General features: G+C 70.1%; 28 protein-coding genes, 3 tRNA genes and 1 pseudogene. 23 read left to right on the top strand and 9 right to left on the bottom strand.

The annotated features are described in order from the left end of the window. Positions 1-16: 16 nt before the first annotated feature. Entirely contained in the window at positions 17-442 is a 426-nt protein-coding gene (locus ACQPXB_RS03680; protein ID WP_432849469.1) for a TIGR03667 family PPOX class F420-dependent oxidoreductase, read from the bottom strand. A gap of 115 nt (positions 443-557) precedes the next feature. Between ACQPXB_RS03680 and ACQPXB_RS03685 the strand changes: the two genes are divergently transcribed. The 4 genes from ACQPXB_RS03685 to ACQPXB_RS03700 are packed head-to-tail and all read left to right on the top strand — an operon-like array spanning position 558 to position 2323. Beyond that, entirely contained in the window at positions 558-938 is a 381-nt protein-coding gene (locus tag ACQPXB_RS03685; RefSeq protein WP_366575872.1) for a hypothetical protein, read from the top strand. Between the two features lie 29 nt (positions 939-967). Further along, on the top strand, positions 968-1621 hold the full coding sequence (locus ACQPXB_RS03690) for a hypothetical protein (RefSeq protein ID WP_432849472.1): 654 nt from the start codon (positions 968-970) through the stop codon (positions 1619-1621). Next, positions 1621-1995 carry a hypothetical protein gene (locus tag ACQPXB_RS03695; protein WP_432849474.1) on the top strand — a complete coding sequence of 125 codons (375 nt, stop codon included), beginning with the start codon at positions 1621-1623 and terminating at the stop codon, positions 1993-1995. The genes ACQPXB_RS03690 and ACQPXB_RS03695 overlap by 1 nt, the downstream gene beginning before the upstream one ends. A 43-nt stretch (positions 1996-2038) precedes the next feature. Further along, positions 2039-2323 carry an MSMEG_0570 family nitrogen starvation response protein gene (locus ACQPXB_RS03700; RefSeq protein ID WP_432849476.1) on the top strand — a complete coding sequence of 95 codons (285 nt, stop codon included), beginning with the start codon at positions 2039-2041 and terminating at the stop codon, positions 2321-2323. Positions 2324-2368: 45 nt separating this feature from the next. On the opposite strand, the gene lon is transcribed toward ACQPXB_RS03700, so the two are convergent. From lon to ACQPXB_RS03720, 4 genes and pseudogenes are all read right to left on the bottom strand, one after another. Beyond that, positions 2369-4771 (bottom strand): endopeptidase La, encoded by a 2403-nt coding sequence (lon, locus tag ACQPXB_RS03705; protein ID WP_432849478.1) that lies wholly within the window; start codon positions 4769-4771, stop codon positions 2369-2371. Between the two features lie 124 nt (positions 4772-4895). Further along, a pseudogene (locus tag ACQPXB_RS03710) lies at positions 4896-5749 on the bottom strand (SAM-dependent methyltransferase); the annotation flags it as partial. Continuing rightward, positions 5725-6573, bottom strand: coding sequence for an SAM-dependent methyltransferase (locus tag ACQPXB_RS03715; protein WP_432849480.1), 849 nt, complete (start codon positions 6571-6573; stop codon positions 5725-5727). The gene ACQPXB_RS03715 and the pseudogene ACQPXB_RS03710, both read right to left, overlap by 25 nt. A gap of 124 nt (positions 6574-6697) precedes the next feature. Then, entirely contained in the window at positions 6698-7636 is a 939-nt protein-coding gene (locus tag ACQPXB_RS03720; protein ID WP_432849482.1) for a GNAT family N-acetyltransferase, read from the bottom strand. A gap of 252 nt (positions 7637-7888) precedes the next feature. Between ACQPXB_RS03720 and ACQPXB_RS03725 the strand changes: the two genes are divergently transcribed. From ACQPXB_RS03725 to ACQPXB_RS03750, 6 genes are all read left to right on the top strand, one after another. Beyond that, a complete protein-coding gene (locus ACQPXB_RS03725; RefSeq protein ID WP_285970697.1) occupies positions 7889-10522 on the top strand; it encodes a putative bifunctional diguanylate cyclase/phosphodiesterase in 2634 nt (877 codons plus the stop codon). Between the two features lie 78 nt (positions 10523-10600). Further along, positions 10601-10673 (top strand) — tRNA-Thr (locus tag ACQPXB_RS03730). 132 nt (positions 10674-10805) lie between these two features. Further along, a tRNA-Met gene (locus tag ACQPXB_RS03735) sits at positions 10806-10878 on the top strand. A gap of 49 nt (positions 10879-10927) precedes the next feature. After that, positions 10928-11092, top strand: a complete 165-nt coding sequence (rpmG, locus tag ACQPXB_RS03740) for a 50S ribosomal protein L33 (protein WP_020668467.1) — start codon at positions 10928-10930, stop codon at positions 11090-11092. A gap of 145 nt (positions 11093-11237) precedes the next feature. Beyond that, a complete protein-coding gene (locus tag ACQPXB_RS03745) occupies positions 11238-11687 on the top strand; it encodes a MaoC family dehydratase N-terminal domain-containing protein (RefSeq protein ID WP_285970696.1) in 450 nt (149 codons plus the stop codon). Then, positions 11684-12082, top strand: a complete 399-nt coding sequence (locus ACQPXB_RS03750) for a MaoC family dehydratase (protein WP_432849485.1) — start codon at positions 11684-11686, stop codon at positions 12080-12082. Before ACQPXB_RS03745 ends, ACQPXB_RS03750 begins: the two co-directional genes overlap by 4 nt. Positions 12083-12087: 5 nt before the next feature. Here ACQPXB_RS03750 and ACQPXB_RS03755 read toward each other — a convergent pair whose 3' ends face one another. Beyond that, positions 12088-12990: an SGNH/GDSL hydrolase family protein gene (locus tag ACQPXB_RS03755; RefSeq protein WP_432849487.1), complete on the bottom strand. Its 903-nt coding sequence runs from the start codon at positions 12988-12990 to the stop codon at positions 12088-12090. 58 nt (positions 12991-13048) lie between these two features. Then, positions 13049-13954, bottom strand: a complete 906-nt coding sequence (locus ACQPXB_RS03760; RefSeq protein ID WP_432849489.1) for a TIGR03619 family F420-dependent LLM class oxidoreductase — start codon at positions 13952-13954, stop codon at positions 13049-13051. Between the two features lie 458 nt (positions 13955-14412). On the opposite strand from ACQPXB_RS03760, the gene ACQPXB_RS03765 reads away from it, so the two are divergent. From ACQPXB_RS03765 to ACQPXB_RS03790, 6 genes are all read left to right on the top strand, one after another. Beyond that, a tRNA-Trp gene (locus ACQPXB_RS03765) sits at positions 14413-14485 on the top strand. Positions 14486-14517: 32 nt separating this feature from the next. After that, positions 14518-14952: a preprotein translocase subunit SecE gene (gene secE, locus ACQPXB_RS03770; RefSeq protein ID WP_360597598.1), complete on the top strand. Its 435-nt coding sequence runs from the start codon at positions 14518-14520 to the stop codon at positions 14950-14952. A 79-nt stretch (positions 14953-15031) separates the two neighbouring features. Next, complete coding sequence (gene nusG, locus ACQPXB_RS03775; RefSeq protein ID WP_432849491.1) at positions 15032-15913, top strand: transcription termination/antitermination protein NusG; 882 nt, start codon at positions 15032-15034, stop codon at positions 15911-15913. 80 nt (positions 15914-15993) lie between these two features. Then, a complete protein-coding gene (gene rplK, locus ACQPXB_RS03780; protein ID WP_204091731.1) occupies positions 15994-16428 on the top strand; it encodes a 50S ribosomal protein L11 in 435 nt (144 codons plus the stop codon). Positions 16429-16635: 207 nt separating this feature from the next. Continuing rightward, positions 16636-17355, top strand: coding sequence for a 50S ribosomal protein L1 (rplA, locus tag ACQPXB_RS03785; protein WP_220246051.1), 720 nt, complete (start codon positions 16636-16638; stop codon positions 17353-17355). Between the two features lie 70 nt (positions 17356-17425). Beyond that, positions 17426-18238 (top strand): alpha/beta fold hydrolase, encoded by an 813-nt coding sequence (locus tag ACQPXB_RS03790; RefSeq protein ID WP_366575850.1) that lies wholly within the window; start codon positions 17426-17428, stop codon positions 18236-18238. On the opposite strand, the gene ACQPXB_RS03795 is transcribed toward ACQPXB_RS03790, so the two are convergent. Further along, complete coding sequence (locus ACQPXB_RS03795) at positions 18190-19377, bottom strand: CaiB/BaiF CoA transferase family protein (protein ID WP_432849494.1); 1188 nt, start codon at positions 19375-19377, stop codon at positions 18190-18192. The genes ACQPXB_RS03790 and ACQPXB_RS03795 overlap by 49 nt on opposite strands. 81 nt (positions 19378-19458) lie before the next feature. Here ACQPXB_RS03795 and ACQPXB_RS03800 point away from each other — a divergent pair, with 81 nt between their 5' ends. Beyond that, on the top strand, positions 19459-20202 hold the full coding sequence (locus ACQPXB_RS03800) for an IclR family transcriptional regulator (RefSeq protein WP_432849496.1): 744 nt from the start codon (positions 19459-19461) through the stop codon (positions 20200-20202). Here the strand turns inward: ACQPXB_RS03800 and ACQPXB_RS03805 are convergent. Continuing rightward, on the bottom strand, positions 20135-21190 hold the full coding sequence (locus ACQPXB_RS03805; protein WP_432849498.1) for a hypothetical protein: 1056 nt from the start codon (positions 21188-21190) through the stop codon (positions 20135-20137). The two genes, ACQPXB_RS03800 and ACQPXB_RS03805, sit on opposite strands and share 68 nt — an antisense overlap. 326 nt (positions 21191-21516) lie before the next feature. Here ACQPXB_RS03805 and rplJ point away from each other — a divergent pair, with 326 nt between their 5' ends. The 6 genes from rplJ to ACQPXB_RS03835 all read left to right on the top strand — a co-directional run bounded on the left by rplJ (position 21517) and on the right by ACQPXB_RS03835 (position 25262). After that, positions 21517-22071 carry a 50S ribosomal protein L10 gene (gene rplJ, locus ACQPXB_RS03810; protein ID WP_386946357.1) on the top strand — a complete coding sequence of 185 codons (555 nt, stop codon included), beginning with the start codon at positions 21517-21519 and terminating at the stop codon, positions 22069-22071. A 48-nt stretch (positions 22072-22119) separates the two neighbouring features. After that, on the top strand, positions 22120-22506 hold the full coding sequence (rplL, locus tag ACQPXB_RS03815) for a 50S ribosomal protein L7/L12 (protein WP_364045171.1): 387 nt from the start codon (positions 22120-22122) through the stop codon (positions 22504-22506). A 153-nt stretch (positions 22507-22659) separates the two neighbouring features. Then, a complete protein-coding gene (locus ACQPXB_RS03820) occupies positions 22660-22905 on the top strand; it encodes a hypothetical protein (protein WP_366575839.1) in 246 nt (81 codons plus the stop codon). Positions 22906-23101: 196 nt separating this feature from the next. After that, positions 23102-23236 carry a hypothetical protein gene (locus ACQPXB_RS03825; RefSeq protein WP_366575837.1) on the top strand — a complete coding sequence of 45 codons (135 nt, stop codon included), beginning with the start codon at positions 23102-23104 and terminating at the stop codon, positions 23234-23236. After that, positions 23236-24468, top strand: coding sequence for an ABC transporter ATP-binding protein (locus ACQPXB_RS03830; protein WP_432849501.1), 1233 nt, complete (start codon positions 23236-23238; stop codon positions 24466-24468). Before ACQPXB_RS03825 ends, ACQPXB_RS03830 begins: the two co-directional genes overlap by 1 nt. Positions 24469-24509: 41 nt before the next feature. Further along, positions 24510-25262 carry an MlaE family ABC transporter permease gene (locus ACQPXB_RS03835; protein ID WP_432857279.1) on the top strand — a complete coding sequence of 251 codons (753 nt, stop codon included), beginning with the start codon at positions 24510-24512 and terminating at the stop codon, positions 25260-25262.

Genomic DNA, 25262 nt, shown 5'->3' on the forward strand with positions numbered 1-25262 from the left:
GTGGGGGTTTGTTGTTTCACGAGGTACTCAGCTTCGTCGGCGTCACCACCACCGCGACGGAGAACAGCTCGGCGAACCGCTCAGGCGTGTCGAACAGTGCCGCGATGCGTTCTGTGTACTTGGCCAGGTACGCGGGGTTCCGGTCGGCCGGCGGTGCCTCCGCGGCGGCGGCCGCGCCTTCGATCCGCACGACGTTGCGGCCGATGTCGGTGACGTCCAGCACCAGGCTGACCTTCGGGTTGGCGGCGATGTTGCGCAGCTTCCCCACGCCGGGGCGGCTGTAGAGCAGGAAGGTCCCGTCGTCGCGCGCGAGGAACCACACGGGCACGGTGACCGGCTGCCCGTCCGGCCGCACGGTGGTGAGCCACGCCATCAGGTTGCGTGCCAGCCGCGCCTCGACCCGTTCGCGGTCGGCAGGCGGCAGGTGCGTTGTCAGTTCCACAGTGGTCCTCTCCCCAGCGGTGTTCCGCAACGCTAACGGCGAGGTCCGACAATTTCGGGTGATCAAAGGCCCGACCAGGGGATTCACACCCGGGTGGGATGGCAGACTTCCCGACATGGGCGAGGTCATCGGGTTCCACCCGTTCCGCAGCAGCTTCCCCGCACCGCCGCCGGGCTGGCACGACGCCCACGCCGGCGCGCTCGACGAGTTCGACCACCTCATGATCTACGTGTGCCGCGCGGCGGTGCCGTCCGACGTGGACGTCGAGGACCCCACCTACGAGGCCTGGGACGACTGGGACGTCCAAGCCCTCATCGACGCCCTCGGCGGCCAGGCGCGGCTCGACGAGCTCCTCCTCGACCCCGCCACCGCGCCCACCCTGCTCGCCCGCCTGCCGGAAACCCTGGAGCGCCACCGCCAGGTCGTGATCGACATCGACATCTACTACGCCCTCACCAAACTTGGCTCCATGCTCGGCCGCGTCGAGGCGACGTAGTCTCGACAAAAACTGGGGAAGGATTGCCGATGAGTTTCGACCTTGCCGTCTGGTTCGCGCCCGCGGAGGTCACCGCCGCCGAGGCGAAGGCGCGTTACCACCAACTCGCCGACGCCGAACCCGGCGACGTGAAGCACCCGCAGGTCGCCGCGTTCTACCGTGAGCTCACGGCGCGCTACCCGGAGCTGGTCGACGACTTTGAGAACTCGCCGTGGGCCGCCGGCTTGGACGTGACCGAAGACGCCGTCGTCATGCCGATCACGTCGCCGCACGCCGAGGTCGCCCGCTTCGTCCTCGCCCTGGCGCAACGCCACGGCCTCGTCGCGTACGACCCGCAGAGCGGCGAAGTGCACAACCCGGGCGTGCTCACCTTCACGTCGGCCAACGGTTTCCGCGCCGAAAACCCCGACGAAACCACCATCCGCACCGCCCTGCACCGCCTGTCCCGCACCAACTGGCACGCCGTCCTCGAACGCGGCGACGCCTACGTCCAGGTCGGGCAGGGCCGAAACGCGGGCGCCCCCGAAGGCCACTACGCCCTCGAACACCGCGACGGCTCCCCGGACCGCCACTACCGCACCGACGTCCCGTCACTCGACGACGTCACCACGGCCTTCCTCGCCTTCGCCACCCACGACGACACCTGGCGGACCCACTTCGAGTGGCGCAAGCTCGACTTCTGATGGCCTACGTCCTCGAGGCCGTCATCGCCACGGCCGAGGTCCTCCGCGGGCTCCCGGGCGACCCGGTGATCGTCCGGCTCGGACAGGGCCTTTCGCTCGTCCCGGTCACCAGGGACTACGCCGCCTCGGTCGCGGACCCCGAAGCCCCCGAGCTCGCGCCGTTCCTCGAATTCCCGCGCGGTTTCGAAGAGGTCCTGGCCCGCTGCTCGTTGGCCGGCCCCATCGCCTACGTCGAAGTGGAACTCTTCGGCGGCGACGGCCCGAGCACCGCCCAGGTGTGGGAAGCGGGAGCCGTCGGCATCGGTTCACCGAGCAGTGGCTTCCCCGATGGTTGTTGCCCTGATCACACACCCGCCTTCGCGCAACACCGGTGAAACGTGCGTGGTGTCCACTCGACGCGACAACGAGGAGGGACCCATGCCCGAGGTCGTGTTCCGAGTGCGCTGGCCGGATTCCTCGGTGCAGCGGTGTTATTCACCGTCCACTGTGGTCGAAGAGCACTTCACCGCGGGGGAGGCGTACCCGGTCGCGGAGTTCGTCGAGCGGTCGCGGGCGGCGTTGACGCTCGCGTCGGAGCGGGTGCTCGCGCGGTTCGGGTTCCCGTGTTCGCGGGCGGCCGCCCAGCTGGCCGACATCGAGCGGCGCGCGGAGAACTTCCGAGACGACCAGGAAAGGGTCGTCGTGGAGGGCTTCGAACAGTGAAAAGCCCCCGTTCCCAAGGGAAACGGGGGCTGTTCACGGCAAGCCTCACGCAGCCTGCGGAACCTCCGAAGAAGCAGGCGTCAACGCCAGCTCCAGCACCTCACGGACGTTCGCCACAGCGTGCACGTCGAGCTGCGACAGCACCTCGGCAGGCACATCGTCGAGATCCGGCTCGTTGCGCTGCGGGATGATCACCGTCTTCATCCCCGCGCGGTGCGCGGCGAGCAGCTTCTGCTTCACCCCGCCGATCGGCAGCACGCGGCCGGTCAGCGAGACCTCGCCGGTCATCGCCACGTCGGCGCGCACGACCCGGCCGGACAGCAGCGACGCCAGAGCCGTCGTCATGGTGACGCCGGCCGAGGGGCCGTCCTTCGGCACCGCGCCCGCGGGGACGTGGACGTGGATGCCGCGGTCCTTCAGGTCGCTGACGGGCAGTTCGAGCTCCGCGCCGTGCGAGCGCAGGTACGAGAGCGCGATCTGCACCGACTCCTTCATCACGTCACCGAGCTGACCGGTGAGCTGAAGGCCCGTCGAGCCGCTTTCCGGGTCGGCCAGCGACGCCTCGATGTAGAGGACGTCACCACCGGCGCCGGTCACGGCCAGGCCCGTCGCGACGCCCGGGATGGACGTGCGCTGGGTCGAGGTCGGCAGGGACGACTCCGGCACGTGGCGCGGGCGGCCCAGGTAGGTCTCCAAGTCCGCGGCGTCCAGCGACACCGGCAGCGCGGTCTCGTCGAGAGCCACCTTCGTCGCGATCTTGCGCAGCAGCTTGGCGATCGTCCGGTTCGCGTCGCGCACGCCCGCCTCGCGGGTGTACTCGGCGGCGATCCGGCTGAACGCCGCGTCGGTGATCACCACGTCGCCGGTCGCGAGGCCGGCGCGCTCCAGCTCGCGCGGGAGCAGGTGGTCACGGGCGATCGTCACCTTCTCGTGCTCGGTGTAGCCGTCGAGGGTGACGAGCTCCATGCGGTCGAGCAGCGGGCCGGGGATGGTCTCCAGCGCGTTGGCGGTCGCGAGGAACACGACGTCGGACAGGTCGAGCTCCACCTCGAGGTAGTGGTCGCGGAACGTGTGGTTCTGCTCCGGGTCCAGCACCTCAAGCAGGGCGGCCGTCGGGTCGCCGCGGTAGTCGGCGCCGACCTTGTCGATCTCGTCGAGCAGCACGACCGGGTTCATCGAGCCGGCCTCCTTGATGGCCCGCACGATGCGGCCCGGCAGCGCGCCGACGTACGTACGACGGTGCCCGCGGATCTCCGCCTCGTCCCGGATGCCACCGAGGGCGACGCGCACGAACTTGCGTCCCATGGCCTTCGCCACGGACTCACCCAGCGACGTCTTGCCGACACCGGGAGGGCCCGCGAGGGCGAGCACGGCACCCGAACGGCGTCCACCGACCGGGCCGAGCCCCGACTCCGCGCGACGCTTGCGCACGGCCAAGTACTCGATGATGCGTTCCTTGACGTCGTCGAGGCCCGCGTGGTCCGCGTCGAGCACGGCGCGCGCGGCGGCGATGTCGTACACGTCCTCGGTGCGCTCGTTCCACGGCAGTTCGAGGACAGTGTCGAGCCAGGTGCGGATCCAGCCGCCCTCGGGCGACTGCTCGGAGGTGCGCTCCAGCTTGTCGACCTCGGCCAGCGCGGCCTTCTTCACGTTGTCGGGCAGGTCGGAGGCCTCGACGCGGGCGCGGTAGTCGTCGTCCTTGTCACTGCCGTCGAGCTCACCGAGCTCCTTGCGGATCGCCTCGAGCTGGCGGCGCAGCAGGAATTCCTTCTGCTGCTTGTCCATGCCCTCCTGGACGTCCTTGCGGATGGTGTCGGTCACCTCGAGCTCGGCGAGGTACTCCTTGCTCCACTCCATGGCCTTCTCGAGCCGCTTGCTCACGTCGAGCGTGGTGAGCAGCTCGATCTTCTGCTCCGTGGCCAGGTACGGCGCGTTGCCCGACAGGTCGGCCACCGCGGACGGCTCCTCGACCTGCTGGACGGCGTCGATCATCTGCCAACCACCGCGCTGCTGGAGCAGCGAGATGACCACGGCCTTGTACTCGGACGCGAGCTGCGCCGAACGGTCGTCGGTGAACTCGGTGGCCTCGTCGGCGTGGACCCAGCGCGCGGCGCCGGGACCGTCCGCGATGCGGCCCACCACGGCGCGGCCGGTGCCGCGCAGCAGAACGGCGGCCTTGCCGCCGGGAACCCGGCCGATGCGCTCGACGGTGGCGACCGTGCCGATCTCGGCGTACTCGCCGTGGATGCGGGGGACGATCAGCACTTCGGCCTTGGTGGCCGCGCCGGAGCGGATGCCGGGGAACGACGCCGTCGCGGGCGTCTTGGCCTGAGCGGACTCCACTGCGCCCCGGGTCTCGGCGTCGGTGAGGTCGAGCGGGACCACCATGCCCGGCAGCACGACGTCGTCATCGAGCGGGAGAACGGGCAGGAGGCGGGGATCTGACATGTGCACTCCTCGATTAGTTGAGTCTGCCTTGCTCAACTATCCGTGGGGCAGGTTTGTTTCCCGGGGAGTGTTCGCTGGCAGCGATCAGCTGTTTTCGCAGGTCAGAGGCACGTGGGCCCCGTCGCGGCTTCTCCGCGACCCCGCACCAGGCGAACGGCCGGGTCTCCGCCTCCAGCGCTGACACCGGCTGGTCGGGGCGCCAGTCCGGCAGCGCGGACAGGCCCGGCTCCAGCAGGGGCCAGCCGCCGAACCACGGCAGGATCTCGGCATCCGAGCGCAGGTAGGCGGGGTTGGAGGTGTCGCGGTAGGCGTCGATGAAGGCCTTCACCTCGGCCGCGCGCTCGGGTGGCGCGTCGTCGCGGCAGGTGCCGTGGGTCACGGCCAGCCAGGAGCCGGGGGCGAGCTTCGCGCGGTAGGTCGCCATGAGCCCGTCGGGGTCGTCGTCGGGCCGATGAAGTGCAGCACGGTGATCATCAGCAGGCACACGGGCTCGGACCAGTCCACGAGCCGCCGCGTGGTCTCGTCGGCGAACAGCGCCACGGGGTCGCGGATGTCGCGCTGCACGAGGCCGGCCCAGTCGCCCGCGTGCTCGCGTTCGAGGATCACGCGTGAGTGCGCGGCGGCCACCGGCTCGTAGTCCACGTACACCACGGACGCGCGCTCGTTCTCAGGCAGCCGCTCGCGCACGATCTCGTGGACGTTCCCCGCCGTCGGCACCCCCGAGCCGAGGTCCACGAACTGCCGGATCCCGGCGTCGAGCGCGGCGCGCACCACGCGGTTCATGAACGCCCGGTTCTGCCGCGAGATGGGCCGGATCAGCGGCCACACCTTCTCCACGCGCCGGCCGAACTCGCGGTCGACGGCCCAGTTCTGCGAACCACCGAGGTACCAGTCGTAGACGCGCGCGGCCGACGGCTTCTCGATGTCCACCCCGGCCGGCGCGTCCGGCGCGGTCACGGCTTCTCCGCGACCCCGCACCACGCGAACGGTCTGGCTTCGGCCTCCACCGCGTTCAGCTCACGCTCCGGCCGCCAGTCCGGCAGGTGCACGATGCCCGGCTCCAGCAACGGCCACCCGCCGAAGAACGGCACGATGTCGTCGCGGTCACGCATCCAGACGGGGTTGCTGGTCTTGCGGTACTGCTCCACGAACCAGCGCAGGCCTTCGAGCGCAGGCCCGTCGCCGTCGCCCTCGCTCATCTGCGAGATCGACAGCCAGCTGCCCGGCGCGAGCGCGTCGCGGTAGGCCTTGACGAGGCCCTCGGGGTCGTCGTCCGGGCCGACGAAGTGCAGCACCGCCATCATCAGCAGGCACACCGGCCGGGAGAAGTCGATGAACTCCCGCGTGATCGGCGAGCGCAGCACGGCGTTCGGGTCGCGCAGGTCGGCCTGCAGGATGCCCGCCCAGTCGGTGGCGGCCTCTTCCTCGAGGATCAACGTCGCGTGGGCCACGGCCACGGGCTCGTAGTCCACGTACAACACGGTCGCGCGGTCGTCGTCGTCCAGCTCGGCCTCGATGACCTCGTGGACGTTGCCGGCCGTCGGCACCCCGGAGCCGAGGTCGATGAACTGCCGGATCCCGGCCTTGAGCGCGGCGCGCACCGCGCGGTTCATGAACTCGCGGTTCTGCTTCGCGCCTGGCCGCACCAGCGGCCACTGCTGCTCCACGCGCCGGCCGAACTCGCGGTCGACGGCCCAGTTCTGCGTGCCGCCGAGGTACCAGTCGTAGATCCGCGCCGCCGAGGGCTTCTCGGTGTCCACGCCCTCGGGCGCCTTCGGCGCGGCCGCCGGCTGCTCGCTCACGTCGGATCTCCCCTCGTCGCCGAAGGCCAAGCCTAGCGAGCAACGGTGATGATCTCCCGCCGACCGAGCCGCATCACCACCCCGGCGCCGACGACCCGCTGGACGAGCTCGCGCACGCCACGGATCAGCGGACCGCGGGCCTGCGCTGCCACCCCGTCCACAACGGCCGGTACCCCTGCACGTACCAGAACGGCGTCGACCGCGGGTTCAGCACTGCTGTGTGCAGCAGCACGACATCCGCACCGGCCTCGTCGAACACCTGGTGCGCGTGGGCCGCCAGCGCCGTACCCACACCGGCCGACCGCGCGGCCTCCGAGACTGCGAGCGAAGACAGGTAGCCGATCCGCGAAGCGGCCACCCGGTGCTGGATCCAGGCCGTCTCGTCGGGCATCTGCAGCACGGCCAGGCCGAGCGCCTGCCCGTACAGCTCGGCGATCCACACCTGCGGCTCCGGCCGCTCCAGCAGCCGCAGGAGCTCCTTGCCCACCAGCTCGTCGATGCCCGGCCGCACGGTCACGCGGCCGAACTGCGCGTCGTAGCGCTGGAGTTCGAGCATGAGGTGCACGGCGGTGTCGAGGTCGTCCGGAGTGGCGTGGCGGATGCAGACGCCGGGGGTCGTCGCCGGCCCCGCGGCGGCCATGCGCTGGGCCGGGCGGACGGCGATCACGCCCACCGGAGCGAAGCCGTGGCGCAGCATTTCGGTCACACCGGCGGTGTCGCGGCTGGGCCGGGAGACCACGGCCGAGCACTCGGGATCCCCCGGGCGGGCGATGGTCGACAGGTGTTCATCCCATCGAGTGAGCAACGCGTCGAGGCCAGCGGCGGGGTCGGGGCCGGCGAGCTGGACCTCGAGCCGGTGCTCGGTCAGGGCCCGCCAGATGGACTGGGAGCTGTCGGGGCCGAGCTCGGTGCTGGTGGCCAGACCGGCGGCCGTCGTGTCTCCGACCTGCGCCGACAGGATGGTGGCGTCGTCGTGGACTTCGAAGGGGAGGGGTGCGGGGAGCAGGGCGTCCACCGTGGCGATCCGCGCCGCGTGCCCGGTGGCTGTCACGTCGTTGTGCATGTACTTCATTGTCGCCCCGCTGGACTCGGCAGAACCCCTGAACACACCCCGGGCCGCCGAATCAGGCACGAACGGGGAGTTTCACTCCTTGGTCCACGCAGGTCAGCGCCACAAGCCCATTGTTAACCCTGGGGTGATCTCCTACTGTCTCGAAAGGGACACGGGTACGCCCTCCGGGGTACGGTATGGCCCTTGTCCACACCTGACGTCACTGACGAGCGCGACCGGTGGGCAGCCGGGAAGGAAGGTCGGATGCCGGACAGCAACGGCAGGCCTGATGCCGCCCCAGCGGCGAAACAGGCCAAGGGGGGCGCCGTTTCCGGGACCTTCACCGAGGCCCGCACGGACGAACGCCGGTTCCGCATATACACCTTCGCCGTTCTCGGCCTGGGTCTGATCACCGCCTTCGCGGTCGGTTCCTGGTTGCCCTTTCACGGCTCGGCCAAGCTCTGGTGGATCGGACCAGTGCTGGCGCTGGCGTTCCTGCTCGCCGAACAGCTGGGCATCAACGTCGACGTCCGAAGCGGCATTTCGTGGACGATCTCGTTCACAGAAATTCCGCTGGTAATCGGTTTCTTCGTTGCTCCGTTCGAGGTCGTGCTGGCCGCGCACCTGGTCGCGGGCATCGGCACGCTGCTGGCCCGCAAGGTCGCCGGACGTGTCCTCTACAACGCGGGCGCGTTCCTGCTCGAGATCACCGGCGCGTTCGCCGTCGCGGGGCTCGTGAAGCAGGCCGTGGGCGGCGGCGAGGCCATGCCGTGGGTCGCCGCGCTGGCGGGCACGCTCACCGCGCCGCTGGTCAGCACGCTGCTGGCGCTGGCCGCCGTGCGCGTGCTGCGCCGCCGCATGCGCGTGAGCACCGCGATCCGGCTGACCGGCCGCATCCTCGTGGTGGGCTTCGTGAACGCGTCGGTGGGCCTGTCCGGCTACCTCGTGATCGCGAACACCCCGCAGGCGTGGCCGTTGGTGCTGGCCGTGTTCCTCGGGCTCACCGCGCTGTACTGGGCCTACTCCGACCTGCTGCGCGAGCAGCGGGACATGGAGGCGCTGTCCGACGTGAGCCTCATGGTCGCGCGCTCGGGCCAGCAGGCCGCCGCGCGTCCGGCCGGGCGGGCCGACGAGCTCGTCGGCGGCGTCGACGTGCGCGAGTGGGCCACGATCGCCGAACGGATCAAGGACCAGCTGGCCGCCGGCCGCGTCGTGCTGCGACTGCGCCTGGAAGCCAAGGACACCATGCGCGTGGTCGTGGCCGGCGACGAGCTGCCGCCCGTCGACCCGAACGCCGACGACCCGCTGCAGCGCCTGCCCGGCGCCCACGTGCGCCACTTCCGCATCACCGAGGCCAACCCCGACGTCCGCGCGGCGCTGCTCAACCGCGGCGCACAGGAGGCGCTCGTGGTGCCGCTGCGCAGCGCCAACCAGCTGCTCGGCGTCGTCGAGGCCCACGACCGGCTGTCGCGCTGGCGCGGCTTCGGCAAGTACGACGTGCAGCTGCTCGGCACGATGGCCAGCCACCTCGCGACGTCGCTCGACAACCGGCGCCTGCTCGCGACCCTGCGCCACGACGCCTACCACGACCCGCTCACCGGCCACCTCAACCGGCCGGGCTTCCAGCAGGTCGCCAAGGAGCCGCTGCGCGACTTCGCCAACGCAGTGGTGCTGCGCATCGACCTCGACGTCTTCTCGACCGTCAGCGACGCGCTGGGCTACTCGTGGGCCGACCGCATGGTGATCGCCGCCGGCCGCCGGATCCGCGACGCGCTGGGCCCGGACGTGCCGCTCGCCCGTCTCGAGGGCGCGTCGTTCGCCGCCCTGCTCGTGGGCTGCACGCCGGAGAACGCCCACGCCGCGGCCGAACGCCTGCGCGTGCAGCTCTCGGCGCCCTACCCCGTCGACCGGCTTTCGGTCGAAGCCAACGCGATGATCGGCTACGCCACCACCTCCACCGAGGACGGCGGCGAGCCCGTGGACGTCGACGGCCTGCTGCAGCGCGCGGACGTCGCCGTCCGCGCCACCCGCGGCGGCGAAGAGGTGCGCGGCTACGTGCCGAGCATGGGCCAGATCTTCCTGCGCCGCTTCCAGATGGTGACGCAGTTCCGGCAGTCGCTGGAGGACGGGCACGTGTCCGTGCACTACCAGCCGAAGATCACGCTGCCGAACCGTCAGGTGCAGGGCGTCGAGGCGCTCGTGCGCTGGGTGCACCCGGAGTTCGGCCGGCTCGGCCCCGACGAGTTCGTGCCCGCCATCGAAGCGGCCGGCCTCATCGGCGTGCTGACGTCGTTCGTGCTGGAGGCCTCGCTCAAGCGCGTGCGCAAGTGGCTCGACGAGGGCCTGCGCATCTCCGCGGCCGTGAACCTGTCCGTGCGCAACCTGGCGGACGAGGACTTCCCGGCGAAGGTCCAGCGCGAGCTGGAGCGCTACGACGTGCCGCCCGAGCTGCTCACGTTCGAGCTCACCGAGTCCGGCGTGATGTCCGACCCGCAGAAGGCCCTGCCGATCCTGCGGGAGCTGCACTCGCTGGGCATCGTGCTGGCCGTGGACGACTTCGGCACGGGCTACTCGTCACTCGCGTACCTGCGGCAGCTGCCGGTGGACCAGGTGAAGATCGACAAGAGCTTCGTGCTCGGCATGGGCACCGACCTCGGCGACCTCGCCGTGGTGCGCTCGATCGTCGAGCTGGGCCACTCGCTGGGCCTCACGGTGGTCGCGGAGGGCGTCGAAGAGGACGTCGCGCGCGACCAGCTGGAGGCGATGGGGTGTGACGTCGCCCAGGGCTACCTGATCTCGCGGCCGCTGCCCGAGGACCGCCTGGAGGCCTGGCTGCAGGCCCGTACGGCGCGGTCGCCGGGCCGGCACTCGGAGACGGTCTTGACCCTGCTGACCTGAGGTTTTGTGCAAATGGGACCCCTCGTGCACGGCCGGGTGAACCCCCTTGCTAATCTTTTCAAGTCCTCACAGAGGCAGGCCCCTTTAGCTCAGTCGGCAGAGCGTCTCCATGGTAAGGAGAAGGTCTACGGTTCGATTCCGTAAAGGGGCTCGCGAGTGAACGAGCTATGCTTGCGGAAAACGCAAGCCTAGCTCGCTTCGCGGCGTCCATCTGGGGGTCGAACCCCCAGGCCCCCGCCAGAGGGCTTCGCCCCCTGGACCCCCCGGGGTTGGGCGTGGTTAGGGCGGTGTAGCTCAGTTGGCAGAGCAAGCGGCTCATAATCGCTGTGTCGCCGGTTCAAGTCCGGCCACCGCTACGCGGTAACGACGGGGCTGGCCCCCGGATCTGAGAGAGAAGGAAACGCTGTGGCTGCCACCGACGTGCGACCCAAGATCACGCTGGCGTGCGAGGAGTGCAAGCACCGCAACTACATCACCAAGAAGAACCGGCGCAACGACCCGGACCGCTTGGAGATGAAGAAGTTCTGCCCGAACTGCGGTACGCACCGGACTCACAAAGAGACCCGCTGACGTTAGCGGTTCTCGTCCAGCTTCGAACAGCCGCCTCGGCCCAACGCCGGGGCGGCTTTTCGCTGTTCAGGGCCAGTTTTGGGCCGGCCGAGGGCACGTCCGGGGACCTCTCGGACAACGGTCCCGGGTCGGCTAGCCTCAGCGGGTGCCTTTGGACCAGTCGTTCGCCGGGCGGAGCTATCCGCCGGCCGGAAAGTACGCGGTGAGCCGCGAGAAGATCCTCGAGTTCGCCGAGGCGATCGGGGACCCCAACCCGATCTACCGCGACCCGGAGGCGGCCCGCGCGGCCGGGTTCCCGGACGTGGTCGCGCCGCCGACGTTCCTCACGCTCCTGAACCTGCCCAAGGTCAACGGGATCGTGGCCGACCCGGAGCTCGGGCTCGACTACTCGCGCATGGTCCACGGCGACCAAGGCTTCACCTACGAGCGCCCCGTCCACGCGGGTGACGTGCTGGAGATCGGCGCGACCATCGAGAACATCATGGCCCGCGCCGGCAACGACTTCATCAACGTCAGCGCCCGCATCACCGACGCCGACGGCAAGCTGGTCTGCACCACCCGCGCGCAGCTCGTGGTGCGAGGGGAGGACGCGTGAACGTCGGCGACGAACTGCCCTCGCTGAAGGTGCGCGTCACGCGCGAGCAGCTGGTCCGCTACGCGGGCGCCGCGCTGGACTTCAACCCGATCCACTGGAACGAGCGCTTCGCCAAGGAAGTCGGCCTGCCCGACGTGATCGCCCACGGCATGCTCACCATGGCTCTGGCCGGCCGTGTCGTCACCGACTGGCTCGGCGACCCCTCGCGCCTGCTGGACTTCAGCGCCCGCTTCACCCGCCCCGTCGCGGTCCCCGACGACGCCGAGGGCGCCCTCGTGGAGATGACGGGCAAGGTCGGCGCGATCTCCGACGACGGCGTCGCCCGCCTGGACCTGGTCGTGAAGTTCGACGGCAAGACCGTGCTCGGCAAGCCGCAGGCGCTCGTCCGCGCGTAACGCGCTCAGCTCACCACCGACTCGACGGCCGTCGCCATGCCCGCTTCACCCCGCGCGTTGGGGTGCAGCGGGGCGGCGGCCGACGTCGGCACCAGACCCTCCACCCAGCGCGTGCCGGAGCCCGTGCACACGTCGTGGCCCTTGCTCGGCCCGGCCGTGTCGGCGTAGCCCGCGTTGTGGGTCTTGGCCTGCTCTTCGAGCACGTCGTCGAGGTGTTTCAGCGAGTCGCGCAAGTACGCGACATCGCCGGACCCGACGGGGATCGCGGGCCAGCAGCCGTCGCCGTCGGGCAGCACGGTGGGATAGCCGACCACGACCACCCGGGCCTGCGGGGCCTGGGCGTGGATCTTGTCGAGCACCGCGCCGAGCTTGCCCGCGACGGCGTCAATGCGGTCGGACAGCTGGTCGTGCCCGCCCGCGGTGAGCCGGTCGTGGCAGGGCGCGCCGTCGCGGTGCGAGGTGGCGCAGCTGGGGGCGAGCGCGATGAACCCGACGTCGTTGCCGCCGATGCCCAGCGTCACGAGCGTGGTCGCCGACGTCACAGAGTCCAGCTGCGGCGGGTTCGTGCCGTTGTGGGTCGACTGGGAGCCCGTGAGGTCGGCCGTGGTGGCGCCGCTGCAGCTGACGTCCACGAACTGCGCGGGCTTGATCTTCGCGGCCACCAGGTGCGGGTAGTTGTTGTCCGAACGGTCGCAGCCCGCGGGCGTGCCCGCCGCCTTCCCCGTTCGCGGCGCGGAGGTGTACGAGTCGCCGAGCGCCACGTAGCGGCCCGTACCGCCTCCCGTACCGGCGCCGGCCGGCGGCTCGGTCGACGACCCGTGCTTCGACTTGTAGTACCCCACCCCGAGCAGCGCGACCACGACCACCAGGACCAGCAACCCGCATCCGCCGCGCTTCTTCGCTGCCACCTGATCGTTTCTACCGGTCCGCGACCCCGCGTGACGACGGGTATCCGGGTGAGACCCCCTACCGGTCGACGGCGGCGCGCAGCTGTTCGGCCAGGTCCAGCGCGTGTTCGACGCCGTCGGCGATGTAGTGCAGGTCCACGAACGCCTCGGTGAACCCCTCGTCGGCGGCACCCTTCAGCGCCGACGCGAGGTCGGCAACGGTCACCACGGGCGTGCCCTCGCGCGGGTTGACGCGCAACGGGCGCCGCAGCGTCGCCGGGTCGCGGCCGGCTTCGGTGGCGGCGTCGGCGATCACCGCCCACGTCCGGTGCAGGTACTGCGGGGGCAGCAGCGTCGGGAGCCAGCCGTCGGCGCTCGTGCCGACGCGGCGCAGGGCGCGTTCGGACATCCCGCCGAGCAGGATCGGCGGGTGCGGGTTCTGCACTGGCCGCAGGCCGACGTGCGAATCGGGGATCTGCCAGTGCGCGCCGTCGTGGCCCGCGGGGTCGGCGGTCCAGAGCGTGCGCAGGACCTGGATCAGCTCGTCGAGGCGGCCGCCGCGCCCGGCCCACGGCGCGCCGGTGGCGGTGTACTCGTCGCGCAGCCAGCCGAGGCCGAATCCGGCGTCGAGGCGGCCGCCGGAGAGCAGGTCGAGCGACGTGAGCGTCCGAGCGAGCAGCACCGGCGTGTAGACGGGCGCCGAGAGCGTGCTCATGCCCAGCCGCACGGTCTTCGTGGCGCCGGCGGCGGCCGTCAGCGCGACGAACGGGTCGACGAAGTGGATGAACTCCGGCGGGTACGGCCGCTCCGGTGTCCCGCCTCCCGGGTACAGGTCCGAGGGTTCGAGCGGGGTGAGCACGCGGTCACCGACCCACAGCGAAGCGTAGCCGAGATCCTCGGCCGCGGCGGCGAATCCGGCGATGGCAGTGGGGTCGGCGAGCTTGCCGTACTGCGGCAGGGCGAGTCCGAGTCGCAACGCGGTCACCGGGCCTCCTCGGGGACGACTTTCCTTGCGGGACAACGAAGATCACGCGCCGCACCGGGGACCTCGCTGGGGATCACCGGGTTCTCGGCCGCGATGCCGGAATTTCCCCGCTGCGGCACGGTTTTCCGGCGGCTTCCGAAGTGCCGCGCGAGTCCGGGATGAACGACCGCGGAATCCGCGTTGACCACCGTGCGGAGAGTCGTTTTCCGATTAATCGCGGACGGGCGCATGCGGCCATCCTGGCACGGCTCGGCGGCGCTCGCCGGTCACGTTCCCGGCGCGCTGGAGCAGGGCATCGGGGGTCGGTGCGAGGGCGCCCGACTAACGAGGGGGGCGCGGTTGCGGGCCTCGATCCGGCTTGCCGTAGACTTCGGAACTCGGAACGCACTACGGTCATCCCCGCCGGATGGTGGGGACGATGGAATGCGTCCTCCGGAGCCTGGGTGACCAGGTTCCACAGGGGTGTAGCTCAATTGGCAGAGCAGCGGTCTCCAAAACCGCAGGTTGCAGGTTCAAGTCCTGTCACCCCTGCGTACGGGTACTGGTGGAGCGGAGGAGTGGTCGTGAGCGACAGCGACGCCAGCGGCGAGCACGAGCAGGACGCGTCGGGCGAGAAGCCCGGGGTCGAGTCCCGCCCGGCGACCGCCGCGGCTCGGCGTGAGCGCCGCGCTTCCGCCCGCCCGTCCGGCAAGTCCGAGGCGCGTTCGGGCGGCACCAGGCCGTCCGGCAAGGCGGGCGACAAGGTCGCGAAGCCCGCCGACGCCAAGGGCGCGCCGACCCCGAAGCGGGACCAGAAGCCGAAGAAGGCGTCGGTCTTCGCGCGGATCATGCGGTTCGTCCGCGAGGTCTGGGCGGAGCTGCGCAAGGTCATCTGGCCCAACCGCAAGCAGATGGTCACCTACACCGCAGTCGTGCTGGTGTTCGTGGTGTTCATGGTGGCCCTCGTGAGCGGCCTTGACCTGGCCTTCAAGCAGGTCATCGGGCTGGTCTTCGGCTGACGCCGAAGGGGCGCGCCACCGTGCGCCGCGCGGGCCGGCCTGCCCGAGCCCGGCAAGTGATCAACTGAGAGGACGGAACGTGACCTCCGACAACGGCACAGGAGCCGGTCGCGACCTGACCGAGCTTTCCGACGAGCAGGTGCACGCGGCACTCGGCGACGAGGAGTCCGCTCACCTCGAGCCCGTCGAGGTGCCCGACGCCGGCGAAGAGGTCGACGCAGCCGTCGAAGACAGCGCTGACGACGCCGAGGCCTCAGACACCGAGGCCGACGCGGCTGACGACAGCGAAGCCGACGCCGTGGCCGACGAAGCCGTCGAGTCCGAGCCGGCCGCCGAGTCCGACGACCCCGTCGCCGCGCTGCGCGCCGAGCTGATGGCCGCGCCGGGCGAGTGGTACGTCGTGCACAGCTACGCCGGGTACGAGAACAAGGTGAAGACCAACCTCGAGACCCGGACCACGACGCTGGACGTCGAGGACTACATCTTCCAGATCGAGGTTCCGACCGAAGAGGTCACCGAGATCAAGAACGGCCAGCGCAAGCAGGTGCAGCGCAAGGTGTTGCCCGGCTACATCCTGGTCCGGATGGACCTGAACGACGCCTCGTGGAGCGCGGTGCGCAACACGCCGGGCGTCACCGGGTTCGTCGGCGCGACCTCGCGCCCGTCGCCGCTCACCGTGGACGAGGTGCTGAAGTTCCTCGCGCCGCAGGTCGAGAAGGAAGCCCCGGCGAAGGCCGGCAAGGGCGAGGCCGCCGCGGCGTCCACGCCGTCCGGTGGCGGCGCCGTCGAGGTCGACTTCGAGGTCGGCGAGTCGGTCACCGTCATGGACGGCCCGTTCGCCACGCTGCCCGCGACGATCTCCGAGGTCAACGTCGACGGACAGAAGCTGAAGGTCCTGGTGTCGATCTTCGGCCGGGAGACCCCGGTCGAGCTGTCGTTCACCCAGGTCTCCAAGATCTGACGGTCGGGAATACCGACCGGCAGTCCCCGCGTACTGGCAGGTGTGCGGGGGACTCACGTCAGTAAGAAGGACACAAGGTAATGCCACCCAAGAAGAAGAAGCTTGCGGCGATCATCAAGCTGCAGATCAAGGCGGGCCAGGCCAACCCGGCCCCGCCGGTCGGCCCGGCGCTGGGCCAGCACGGCGTCAACATCATGGAGTTCTGCAAGGCCTACAACGCCGCGACCGAGTCGCAGCGCGGGGACGTCGTCCCGGTCGAGATCTCCGTGTACGAAGACCGGTCGTTCGACTTCAAGCTGAAGACGCCGCCGGCCGCCAAGCTGCTGCTCAAGGCCGCGGGCGTGGAGAAGGGCTCCGGCGAGCCGCACAAGACCAAGGTCGCCAAGGTCACCTGGGACCAGGTCCGCGAGATCGCCAAGACCAAGGAGACCGACCTCAACGCCCACGACATCGACCAGGCGGCGAAGATCATCGCCGGCACCGCCCGCTCCATGGGCATCACGGTCGAGGGCTGATTTTCCCCTGAGCACTACCGCGAGATCGCGCCGGTTTCTGGACTGAGCGATTTCGATCGGCCCCGAGGGCCGAGCGAAATCGGGAGGGAAGAAATCGGCTCAGGGCGATCTCGCCGCCTCGACGGAGTCGAGGCAATCGACACCGTGGGAGAGCCAGTGCTGGCTCTGACACCACACTGATCCGTTTTCGAAGTTAAGGACAGAAGCATGACCAAGCACAGCAAGGCTTACCGCCAGGCTGCGGAGCTCATCGACAAGGAGCGTCTCTACGCCCCGCTCGAGGCCGCGAAGCTGGCGAAGGAGACCTCCAAGACCAAGATGGACGCGACCGTCGAGGTCGCGATGCGTCTGGGTGTCGACCCGCGCAAGGCCGACCAGATGGTCCGCGGCACCGTGAACCTGCCGCACGGTACCGGTAAGACCGCTCGCGTCATCGTGTTCGCCGTCGGCGACAAGGCCGCCGAGGCCGAGGCCGCCGGCGCGGACGCGGTCGGCACGGACGAGCTGATCGAGCGCATCCAGGGTGGCTGGCTCGACTTCGACGCCGCCATCGCGACGCCGGACCAGATGGCCAAGGTGGGCCGCATCGCCCGCATCCTCGGCCCGCGTGGTCTGATGCCGAACCCGAAGACCGGCACGGTGACCCCCGCGGTCACGAAGGCCGTGCAGGACATCAAGGGCGGCAAGATCAACTTCCGCGTCGACAAGCAGGCCAACCTGCACCTGGTGATCGGCAAGGCGTCGTTCGACACCGAGAAGCTGGTGGAGAACTACGCGGCCGCGCTGGACGAGATCCTGCGCGCCAAGCCGTCGTCGGCCAAGGGCCGCTACGTCAAGAAGATCACCTTCACCACCACGATGGGCCCGGGCATCCCGGTCGACCCGCTGCGGACGCGCAACCTCCTCAGCGAGGACGCGGCCGTCTGAGTCGCACATCACGCGAAAGGGCGGTCACGCAATGTGCGTGGCCGCCCTTTTTTCGTGTCTCATGGACACTATGCCGACGACGACATTCACCGCTCCCGACGGGCTCCGCCTGAGCTACACGGTGTGGGAGGGCGACGGGCGGCACCGTCGCCCCGTCGTGCTGCAACACGGCTTCGCGGCGGACGCCCACGTGAACTGGGTCGGCACCGGCGTCGTCCGTACCCTGGTCGACGCCGGGTTCACCGTGATCGGCCTCGACGCCCGCGGCCACGGCGCGTCGGACAAGCCCCACGACCCGGCCTGCTACGGCCAGGACGTGATGGCCCGAGACGTGTCCGCCCTGCTCGACGAGCTGGGCCTCGAAGAGGTCTCCCTCGCCGGCTACTCCATGGGCGCGATCGTCGCCCTCATCGTGGCCACCACGGACAAGCGCGTGCGCTGCCTGGCCACCGGCGGGATCGGCGCGGGCATCATCGACTTCGGCGGCGTCGACACGCGCGTGGTCGAGCCCGAGCAGCTCGCCGACGGCCTCCTCGCCGACGACCACGCCAATGTGCCCGCCCAGGTCCGCCCCTTCCGCCGCCTCGCCCGCCGCACCGGCGGCGACGTCGACGCCCTGGCCGCCGTCCTGCGCGCCTCCCGCCGCACGTCCATCCCCCTGACCGAGATCACCGTCCCCACCCTGATCCTCGCCGGCGAACGCGACCAGCTCGCGGCCCAGCCCGAGCGCCTCGCCATCGGCATCGCGGGCGCCCGCCTCGTCCGCGTCCCGGGCGACCACATGACGGCCGTCGCGGACCCCGCGTTCGCCCTGGCGCTGGCCGACTTCTTCGCCTACTCGGACACGGGGGAGACGAGGTTCGCGATCTCCTCGCCGGCGTAGCCGAGCTCGGCGAGCAGCTCGCTCGTGTGCTCACCGCGCGCGGGCGTGTGGCGGCGGACCGACGCCGGCGTGTCGGACAGGATCATCGGTGGCCCGACCTGGCGGTACGTGCCTTCCGTCGGGTGCTCGGCGAGGGAGACGAGGCCGCTGCCCGTGTAGTACGGGTCGGTCTCCACGTCTTCCAGCTCCAGCACCGGCGCGAACGGGATGGACAGCTCGGCGCAGATCTCCTGCCACTGCGCCGTGGTCTTCTCGAGCGACAGCTTGCCGATCTCGTCGTACAGCTCGCCGTAGTGCTTCGCGCGGCTGGCGGGGTCGCCGAACCGCGGGTCGGTGGCGAGGTCTTCGCGGCCGGCAGTGCGGAAGAAGTCGGCGATGTTCTTCTCGGTGTAGGGCAGGACGCAGGCCCAGCCGTCGGCCGTCCGCACGGCCTGATGGCCCTCGGTCATCGACCGGTTGAAGCCCATCGGCCCGATCGCGGGCTCGAACGTGTGGCCCGCGAGGTGCTCGACGAGGTTGAACGCCAGCATCGTGTCGGCCATCGGCACCTCCACGCGCTGGCCGCGGCCGGTCGCGCGCTGGTGCACCACGGCGGCGAGCACGGAGTAGACGATGGTGAGCGCGCACAGCTTGTCGGCGAGGATCGTCGGCGCGTACATGGGCGTGCCGGTCGCGCGGCGCATCAGGTCGGCCATGCCTGAGGACGCCTGCACGATCTCGTCGTAGGCGGCGAGGCCGGCGCGGTCGGAGTCGGTGCGGAAGCCCTGGGCGTTGCAGTAGACAAGCCGCGGGTTGAGCTCCGCGAGCTGCTCGTAGCCGAGGCCCAGGCGCTGCAGCGCGCCGGGGCGCATGTTGGTGACCAGCACGTCGGCTGTCTTCACCAGGCGCAGGAAGGCCTCGTGGCCCGCGGCCGACTTCAGGTCGAGCTCGACGCTGCGTTTGTTGCGGTTGACGTTGAGCGCGAGCGCACCCATGCCGTCGTGGCGCTGAGGGTGGGTGCGGCGGGTGCTGTCGCCCGCGGGGGACTCGACCTTGACCACGTCGGCCCCGAGGTCGCCCATGATCTGGGTCGCGTACGGGCCCATGACCACGGACGACAGGTCGATCACGCGAATGCCGTGCAGGGCGCCTTCGGTCACTTCGTGCCTCCTTGATCGATAACCTCTCCCTTAAGTTAGGTAGGCTAAGTAATTTACGCAATGTGATACTCTGTTACCTATATGGGTAATCGTCAGCACCACCGCACCGTCGATCGCGTCGCCGCGATCCTGGAGGCGGTCGCGAACAGCGCGCCGGGGCTGACGCTCACGCAGCTCGCGGCTCGGCTCGACGCGCCCGTGTCGTCGGTGCAGAAGCTGGTGAACGGCCTCGCCGCCGTCGGGTACCTCGACGAGCAGGAGCGGCACTTCGTGCTCGGCCCCGCGCCGCACGTGCTCACGGTGCGCTCCGGCCGCGTGCCGGTGCGGTCGGTGTCGCATTCCGCGCTGGTTTCGTTGAGCTCTGCGGCCGGGTGCGCGGCGCTGCTCGCGGTGCAGGTGGGTGACAGCGCGGTGTACGTCGACTGGGCCGGAACGGACGAGCCATTCGACTACGCGCTCTCCCGGTCCCTTCGCTCCGCGCTCCCGCGTACGGCGGCGGGGCGCGTGCTGCTCGCTTCGCTGCCCGAAGCCGACCGCCGTGCGGTGGTGGCGCAGGAGCCCGACACCAGCACGGGCGTCGATCTGCTCGCGGAGGCGGCGGAGATCCGCGAGCAGGGTTACGCCGTGGTCGACTCCGGGCACGCCATGGAGACGATGGCCGCCGTGGCTGTGCCGGTCACTGAGTCGGGGCGCGTCGTGGCGGCTGTGGCGCTGGCGGCACCGTCCGAAGTGGTCGAGGCGCGGCTGCCGGATCTGGTCAGGACGTTGGGGGAGTGGAACTCGACGCGGGCCCGCACTTCTCCGGACCCGGCGAGTGGCCCGTGATCAGCCACTGACCTTTGTCCACTTGGGACACGGTGAAGACGCCCAGTGCCGGGCCGCCGGAGATGGTGAAGTCGCACGAGTCGATGGTCACCACGCCCGCCGGCGGGGGGCCGGAGACGTACGAGGGCAGTGATTCGGCGTAGTCGTTCTCGTTGGTGACCTGCGCGTGCAGCTTCTCGACGGCCACCTTGCAGTCGGGCTGGCCGACGTCCTGGGCGAACTTGGTCTGGATGGGCTCGTCGAACCGGCCGCACGCGTCTTGGACCAGGCCCTGCGCGATGTTGTGGTAGACGAAGCGGACGGCCTCGTACGGATTCGTCGAGAAGATGTGGTTCGTGTGGTAGGTCCCGCCGCCTTCGGCCGCGATCTGAGCCGAGGACTTGCCTTCGTCGCTGGGGAAGTAGTGGCGGTAGGCCCACGTGGCGGCGATACCGAGGATCACCAGCACGATCACCCAGCCCAGGATCTTGCCGCCGAGGCGCTTGAGCCAGCGGGGCACCGGGCGGTGACGGCGGGGTTCCTCGTAGGGCGCCAACGCGCCGGGCGGGCCCGGGGGGACGGGCGGCTGCCAGCCCGGCTGGGTCTGCGGCTGGCGGGAGCCCGCGGGGACGAGGCCGGCGTCGGGCGTGGGGGCGGGTTGGTTGCCTTGCTGGGCTTGGGTGAAGCGGAGGTAGTCCTGGAACTGCTGGAACTGGCGGAACTGCTCCAGCTGCGCGGCGTCCAGCTGCGGCTCGCCCTGGGCGGGCTGGGACGGCTGCGGCAGCGCGGGCAGGTGCGACGGCTCCGCGGCTGGGGGCGGCGAGCCCGACGGCAGGCCGTTCTGCGGAACCCCCGGCGCTGAAGGCTGCTGCGAACCTGGCCACTGACCCGAGCCAGACTGCCCCGAAGGCTGCGGCAACCCGCCCGGAACCGGTTGCGTGCCGTCGGCAGGTTGGGGGCCGGGGCCGGTGGGGTTGTCCGGCTGTCCGTGATCACGCTGCTCCGCCACGTCACCAATGATGCCCGCTCGGCGGTGAATCCCCGAGTCCGGGCGGCTTGTCGCTGGTCAGGCAGGGGGTGGGCGAAAGGCGGGAAAGCCCTCACGTATAGTTGACGACGGTTCTACCGAAGACCGCTGGTTTTCCGGGTGCTCCACGGCGCTCGGAACGAAGGTCCCGCGAGATGAGCGGGCGGCCCGCGCAGGAGGAACGAGGTTCGGCTTCCCCTCGGGGAAACGCCGTGTGACGCCCCGTGCTGACTGCGCGTGGGCGTTTTTTCGTCTCAGAGGGCTCTCGAAGGACCAGTGGAATCCACTAGCCAAGAGAGGAGGCGACCATGGCGAAGCCCGACAAGGTGGCGGCCGTCGCCGAGATCGCGGAGAGCTTCCGCAGCAGCTCGGCCACCGTCGTTACCCAGTACACCGGCCTCTCCGTGTCCCAGCTGTCCCAGCTGCGCCGCGCTCTCGGCACCAGTGCCAAGTACCGGGTCGCGAAGAACACCCTCGTGAAGCGTGCCGCCGAGGACGCCGGTGTGCAGGGTCTGGACGACCTGTTCGTCGGTGCCACCGCGATCGCCTTCGTCGAAGGTGAGCCGGTCGACGCCGCGAAGGCGCTTCGCGACTTCGCGAAGGACAACAACGCGCTTGTCATCAAGGGCGGCTACATGGACGGCAAAGCGCTGTCCGTGGACGAGATCAGCAAGATCGCCGATCTCGACAGCCGTGAGGTCCTGCTCTCCAAGGCAGCGGGCGCGTTCAAGGCGAAGCTGTCCCAGGCCGCCGCGCTGTTCCAGGCGCCGGCGTCCCAGGTCGCCCGCCTGGCTGCCGCGCTGCAGGAGAAGCAGGGCGGCGCCGCCGGTACCGAAGCAGCCGAAGCACCCGCCGAGAGCTGATCACCCCCACCCCGAACGTCGAGTTCGTTTTTCTGAGAGGAAGCCATCATGGCGAAGCTGAGCACCGCCGAGCTGATCGACGCCTTCAAGGAGCTCACCCTTCTTGAGCTGTCGGACTTCGTGAAGGAGTTCGAGACCACCTTCGACGTCACCGCCGCCGCCCCGGCCGCCGTCGTCACCGCCGGCCCCGTGGGTGCCGCCCCGGCCGCCGCCGAGGAGCAGGACGAGTTCGACGTCGTCCTCGAGTCCGCCGGTGACAAGAAGATCCAGGTCATCAAGGTCGTCCGCGAGGTCGTCTCGGGCCTGGGCCTGAAGGAGGCCAAGGAGCTGGTCGAGGCCGCTCCCAAGGCCCTCCTGGAGAAGGTCGACAAGGAGGCCGCCGAGGCCGCCAAGGAGAAGCTCGAGGCCGCCGGCGCCAAGATCACCATCAAGTGATCCCGGGCGCGCAAGCGCCTACCGCACCACCTCGTTGAAGGGGCGGGCATCCACTTCGGATGCCCGCCCCTTTCCTTTTGATCAAGAGCGTAACAACCAAGGCCGGCGAAGCGGTTTCCCGAACACCACCCACCGTGATCAGAAGGGCTGCCCATGACCGACGGCACCGCCGCCTTGCCGCGCTACTACTCGACCAGCGACCTCCATCCCGACGAAGTGCAGAAGAGGCTCAAGGAATCTGCCGAAGCCGGCCACAACCAGGCCCACGTGCAGCGCCTGCTCGTCGAGCTGGTGGCCCAGCAGGTCGCCATCCGCCGCTACCTCCTCGTGCTCACCACGATCGCCGTGCTCGGCCTCGTCGCGTCCGTGATCTGCGGCATCGCCATCGCTGCCGGGTGACCAAGGCGAACCACTCGATCACGTCGAGTTCGTCGTCGATCTGTTCCGTTTGCTCCTGTTAGCCCGACGGAGTGAGGCCGTTTGGGCCATCTGGATCTGCGTCACTGAGTGACGTGCACTACCGTGCTGCCAGCAGTCACCGGACAAGGCCACGAACGGGTGAGGTGCTCACCGGCCTCGCCAGGGCGGAAAACTGGTGAGTAACCTGTTCGCACTCAGCTCGTTGCACCTGGTTGACGCGGAGATCGCGGCGCGCATCGGCGCGGGCTCCGCTGCCAGTTGCCGCGGGGCGGCGGTGCGCGACGACGCGGAACAGCTCCTGGAGGTGTGATGGGCGCCGAGGTGGTCATCGAAGGTCTGACGAAGTCCTTCGGCAGGCAGACCATCTGGCGGGACGTGACGCTGACGCTGCCCCCGGGTGAGGTGTCCGCGATGCTCGGCCCGTCGGGAACCGGCAAGTCGGTGTTCCTCAAGTCCATGATCGGCCTGCTGAAGCCCGACAAGGGCCGCTGCGTGATCAACGGCGTGGACATCGTCACGTGTTCCGAGCACAAGCTCTACGAGATCCGCAAGCTCTTCGGCGTCCTGTTCCAGGACGGCGCGCTGTTCGGGTCGATGAACCTGTACGACAACGTCGCCTTCCCGCTGCGGGAGCACACCAAGAAGTCCGAGTCCGAGATCCGCCGCATCGTCCAGGAGAAGCTGGAGATGACGGGCCTGGCCGGCGCCGACCGGAAGCTGCCCGGCGAGATCTCCGGCGGTATGCGCAAGCGCGCGGGCCTCGCGCGGGCGCTGGTGCTCGACCCGCAGATCATCCTGGTCGACGAGCCGGACTCCGGTCTGGACCCCGTGCGCACCGCGTACATCTCGCAGCTGCTCATCGACCTCAACACCCAGATCGACGCGACGATCCTCATCGTTTCCCACAACATCAACCTCGCGCGCACCGTGCCCGACAACCTGGGCATGCTGTTCCGCAAGGAGCTCGTGATGTTCGGCCCCCGCGAGGTGCTGCTCACGAGCGACGAGCCCGTGGTCGAGCAGTTCCTCAACGGCCGCAAGCGCGGCCCCATCGGCATGTCCGAGGAGAAGGACACCGCCACGATGGCGCGCGAGGAGGCCGAAGCCGCCGCGGGGCACTCCGACGGCTCGCCCGACGAGGACGTCCGCGGGGTCGTCCCGCAGATGCAGCCCAGCCCCGGCCTGCCGGAGCGCGCGGGCGCCCGCCGCCGGATGGACCGCGTGATGCGGATCCTCCACACGCTCCCGGCCAACGCGCAGGAGGGCATCATCGAGTCCCTCACGCCGGAGGAGCAGCGGCACTACAACGTCCAAGCGAACGTCCAAGCGAACGTCCAAGCGAACGTCCACGCGCCGGCCCGCCGCCCGGGGCCCGAGGACACGCAGCAGATCCCGCGGATCACCGACCGCGGCCCGGTGCCGAACCAGCACCAGGGCCAGCTGCCCGCCGACCAGGTCGCCCGCATCCCAGGCGACGCCAACCCGCAAGGACCGGGCGGCGGCTACTTCGGCCGGACCGGCAACGGGCCGGGTGGCGCGTGAGCTCGAACGCAGCGCCGGCGAAGAAGATCCCCGGAGCGGGCATGCTCCGCGAAACCGGGAACCTGTTCGCCCTCGGTCTCGACATCATCCGCGGCATCTTCCAGCGCCCGTTCCAGCTGCGGGAGTTCCTCCAGCAGGCCTGGTTCGTCGCCAGCGTCACGATCCTGCCGACGGCGCTCGTCGCGATCCCGTTCGGCGCGGTCATCTCGCTGCAGTTCGGCGCGCTCGCCCGCCAGCTCGGCGCGCAGTCCTACACCGGCGCCGGTTCGGTGCTCGCCACGGTGCAGCAGGCCAGCCCGCTCGTCACCGCGCTGCTGGTGGCGGGCGCCGGCGGCAGCGCGGTCTGCGCGGACATCGGCGCCCGCACCATCCGCGAGGAGATCGACGCGATGGAGGTGCTGGGCGTCTCGGCGGTCCAGCGCCTGATCGTGCCGCGCACGCTCGCGATGATGCTCGTCGCCCTCTTGCTCAACGGCATGGTCAGCGTCATCGGCGTGCTCGGCGGCTACTTCTTCAACGTCGTGCTCCAGGGCGGTACGCCGGGCGCCTACCTGGCGAGCTTCTCCGCGCTGGCCCAGGAATCCGACCTCTGGGTCGGTGAGCTCAAGGCCCTGATCTTCGGCTTCATCGCCGCGGTCGTGGCGGCCTACCGGGGCCTGCACCCCAGCGGTGGCCCGAAGGGCGTGGGCGACGCGGTGAACCAGTCGGTGGTCATCACGTTCCTGCTGCTCTTCGTCGTGAACTTCGTGATCACGCTGATCTACCTGCAGATCGTGCCCGGAAAGCTGGACTGA

Source organism: Amycolatopsis sp. CA-161197 (assembly GCF_050942255.1).
GTDB lineage: Bacteria > Actinomycetota > Actinomycetes > Mycobacteriales > Pseudonocardiaceae > Amycolatopsis.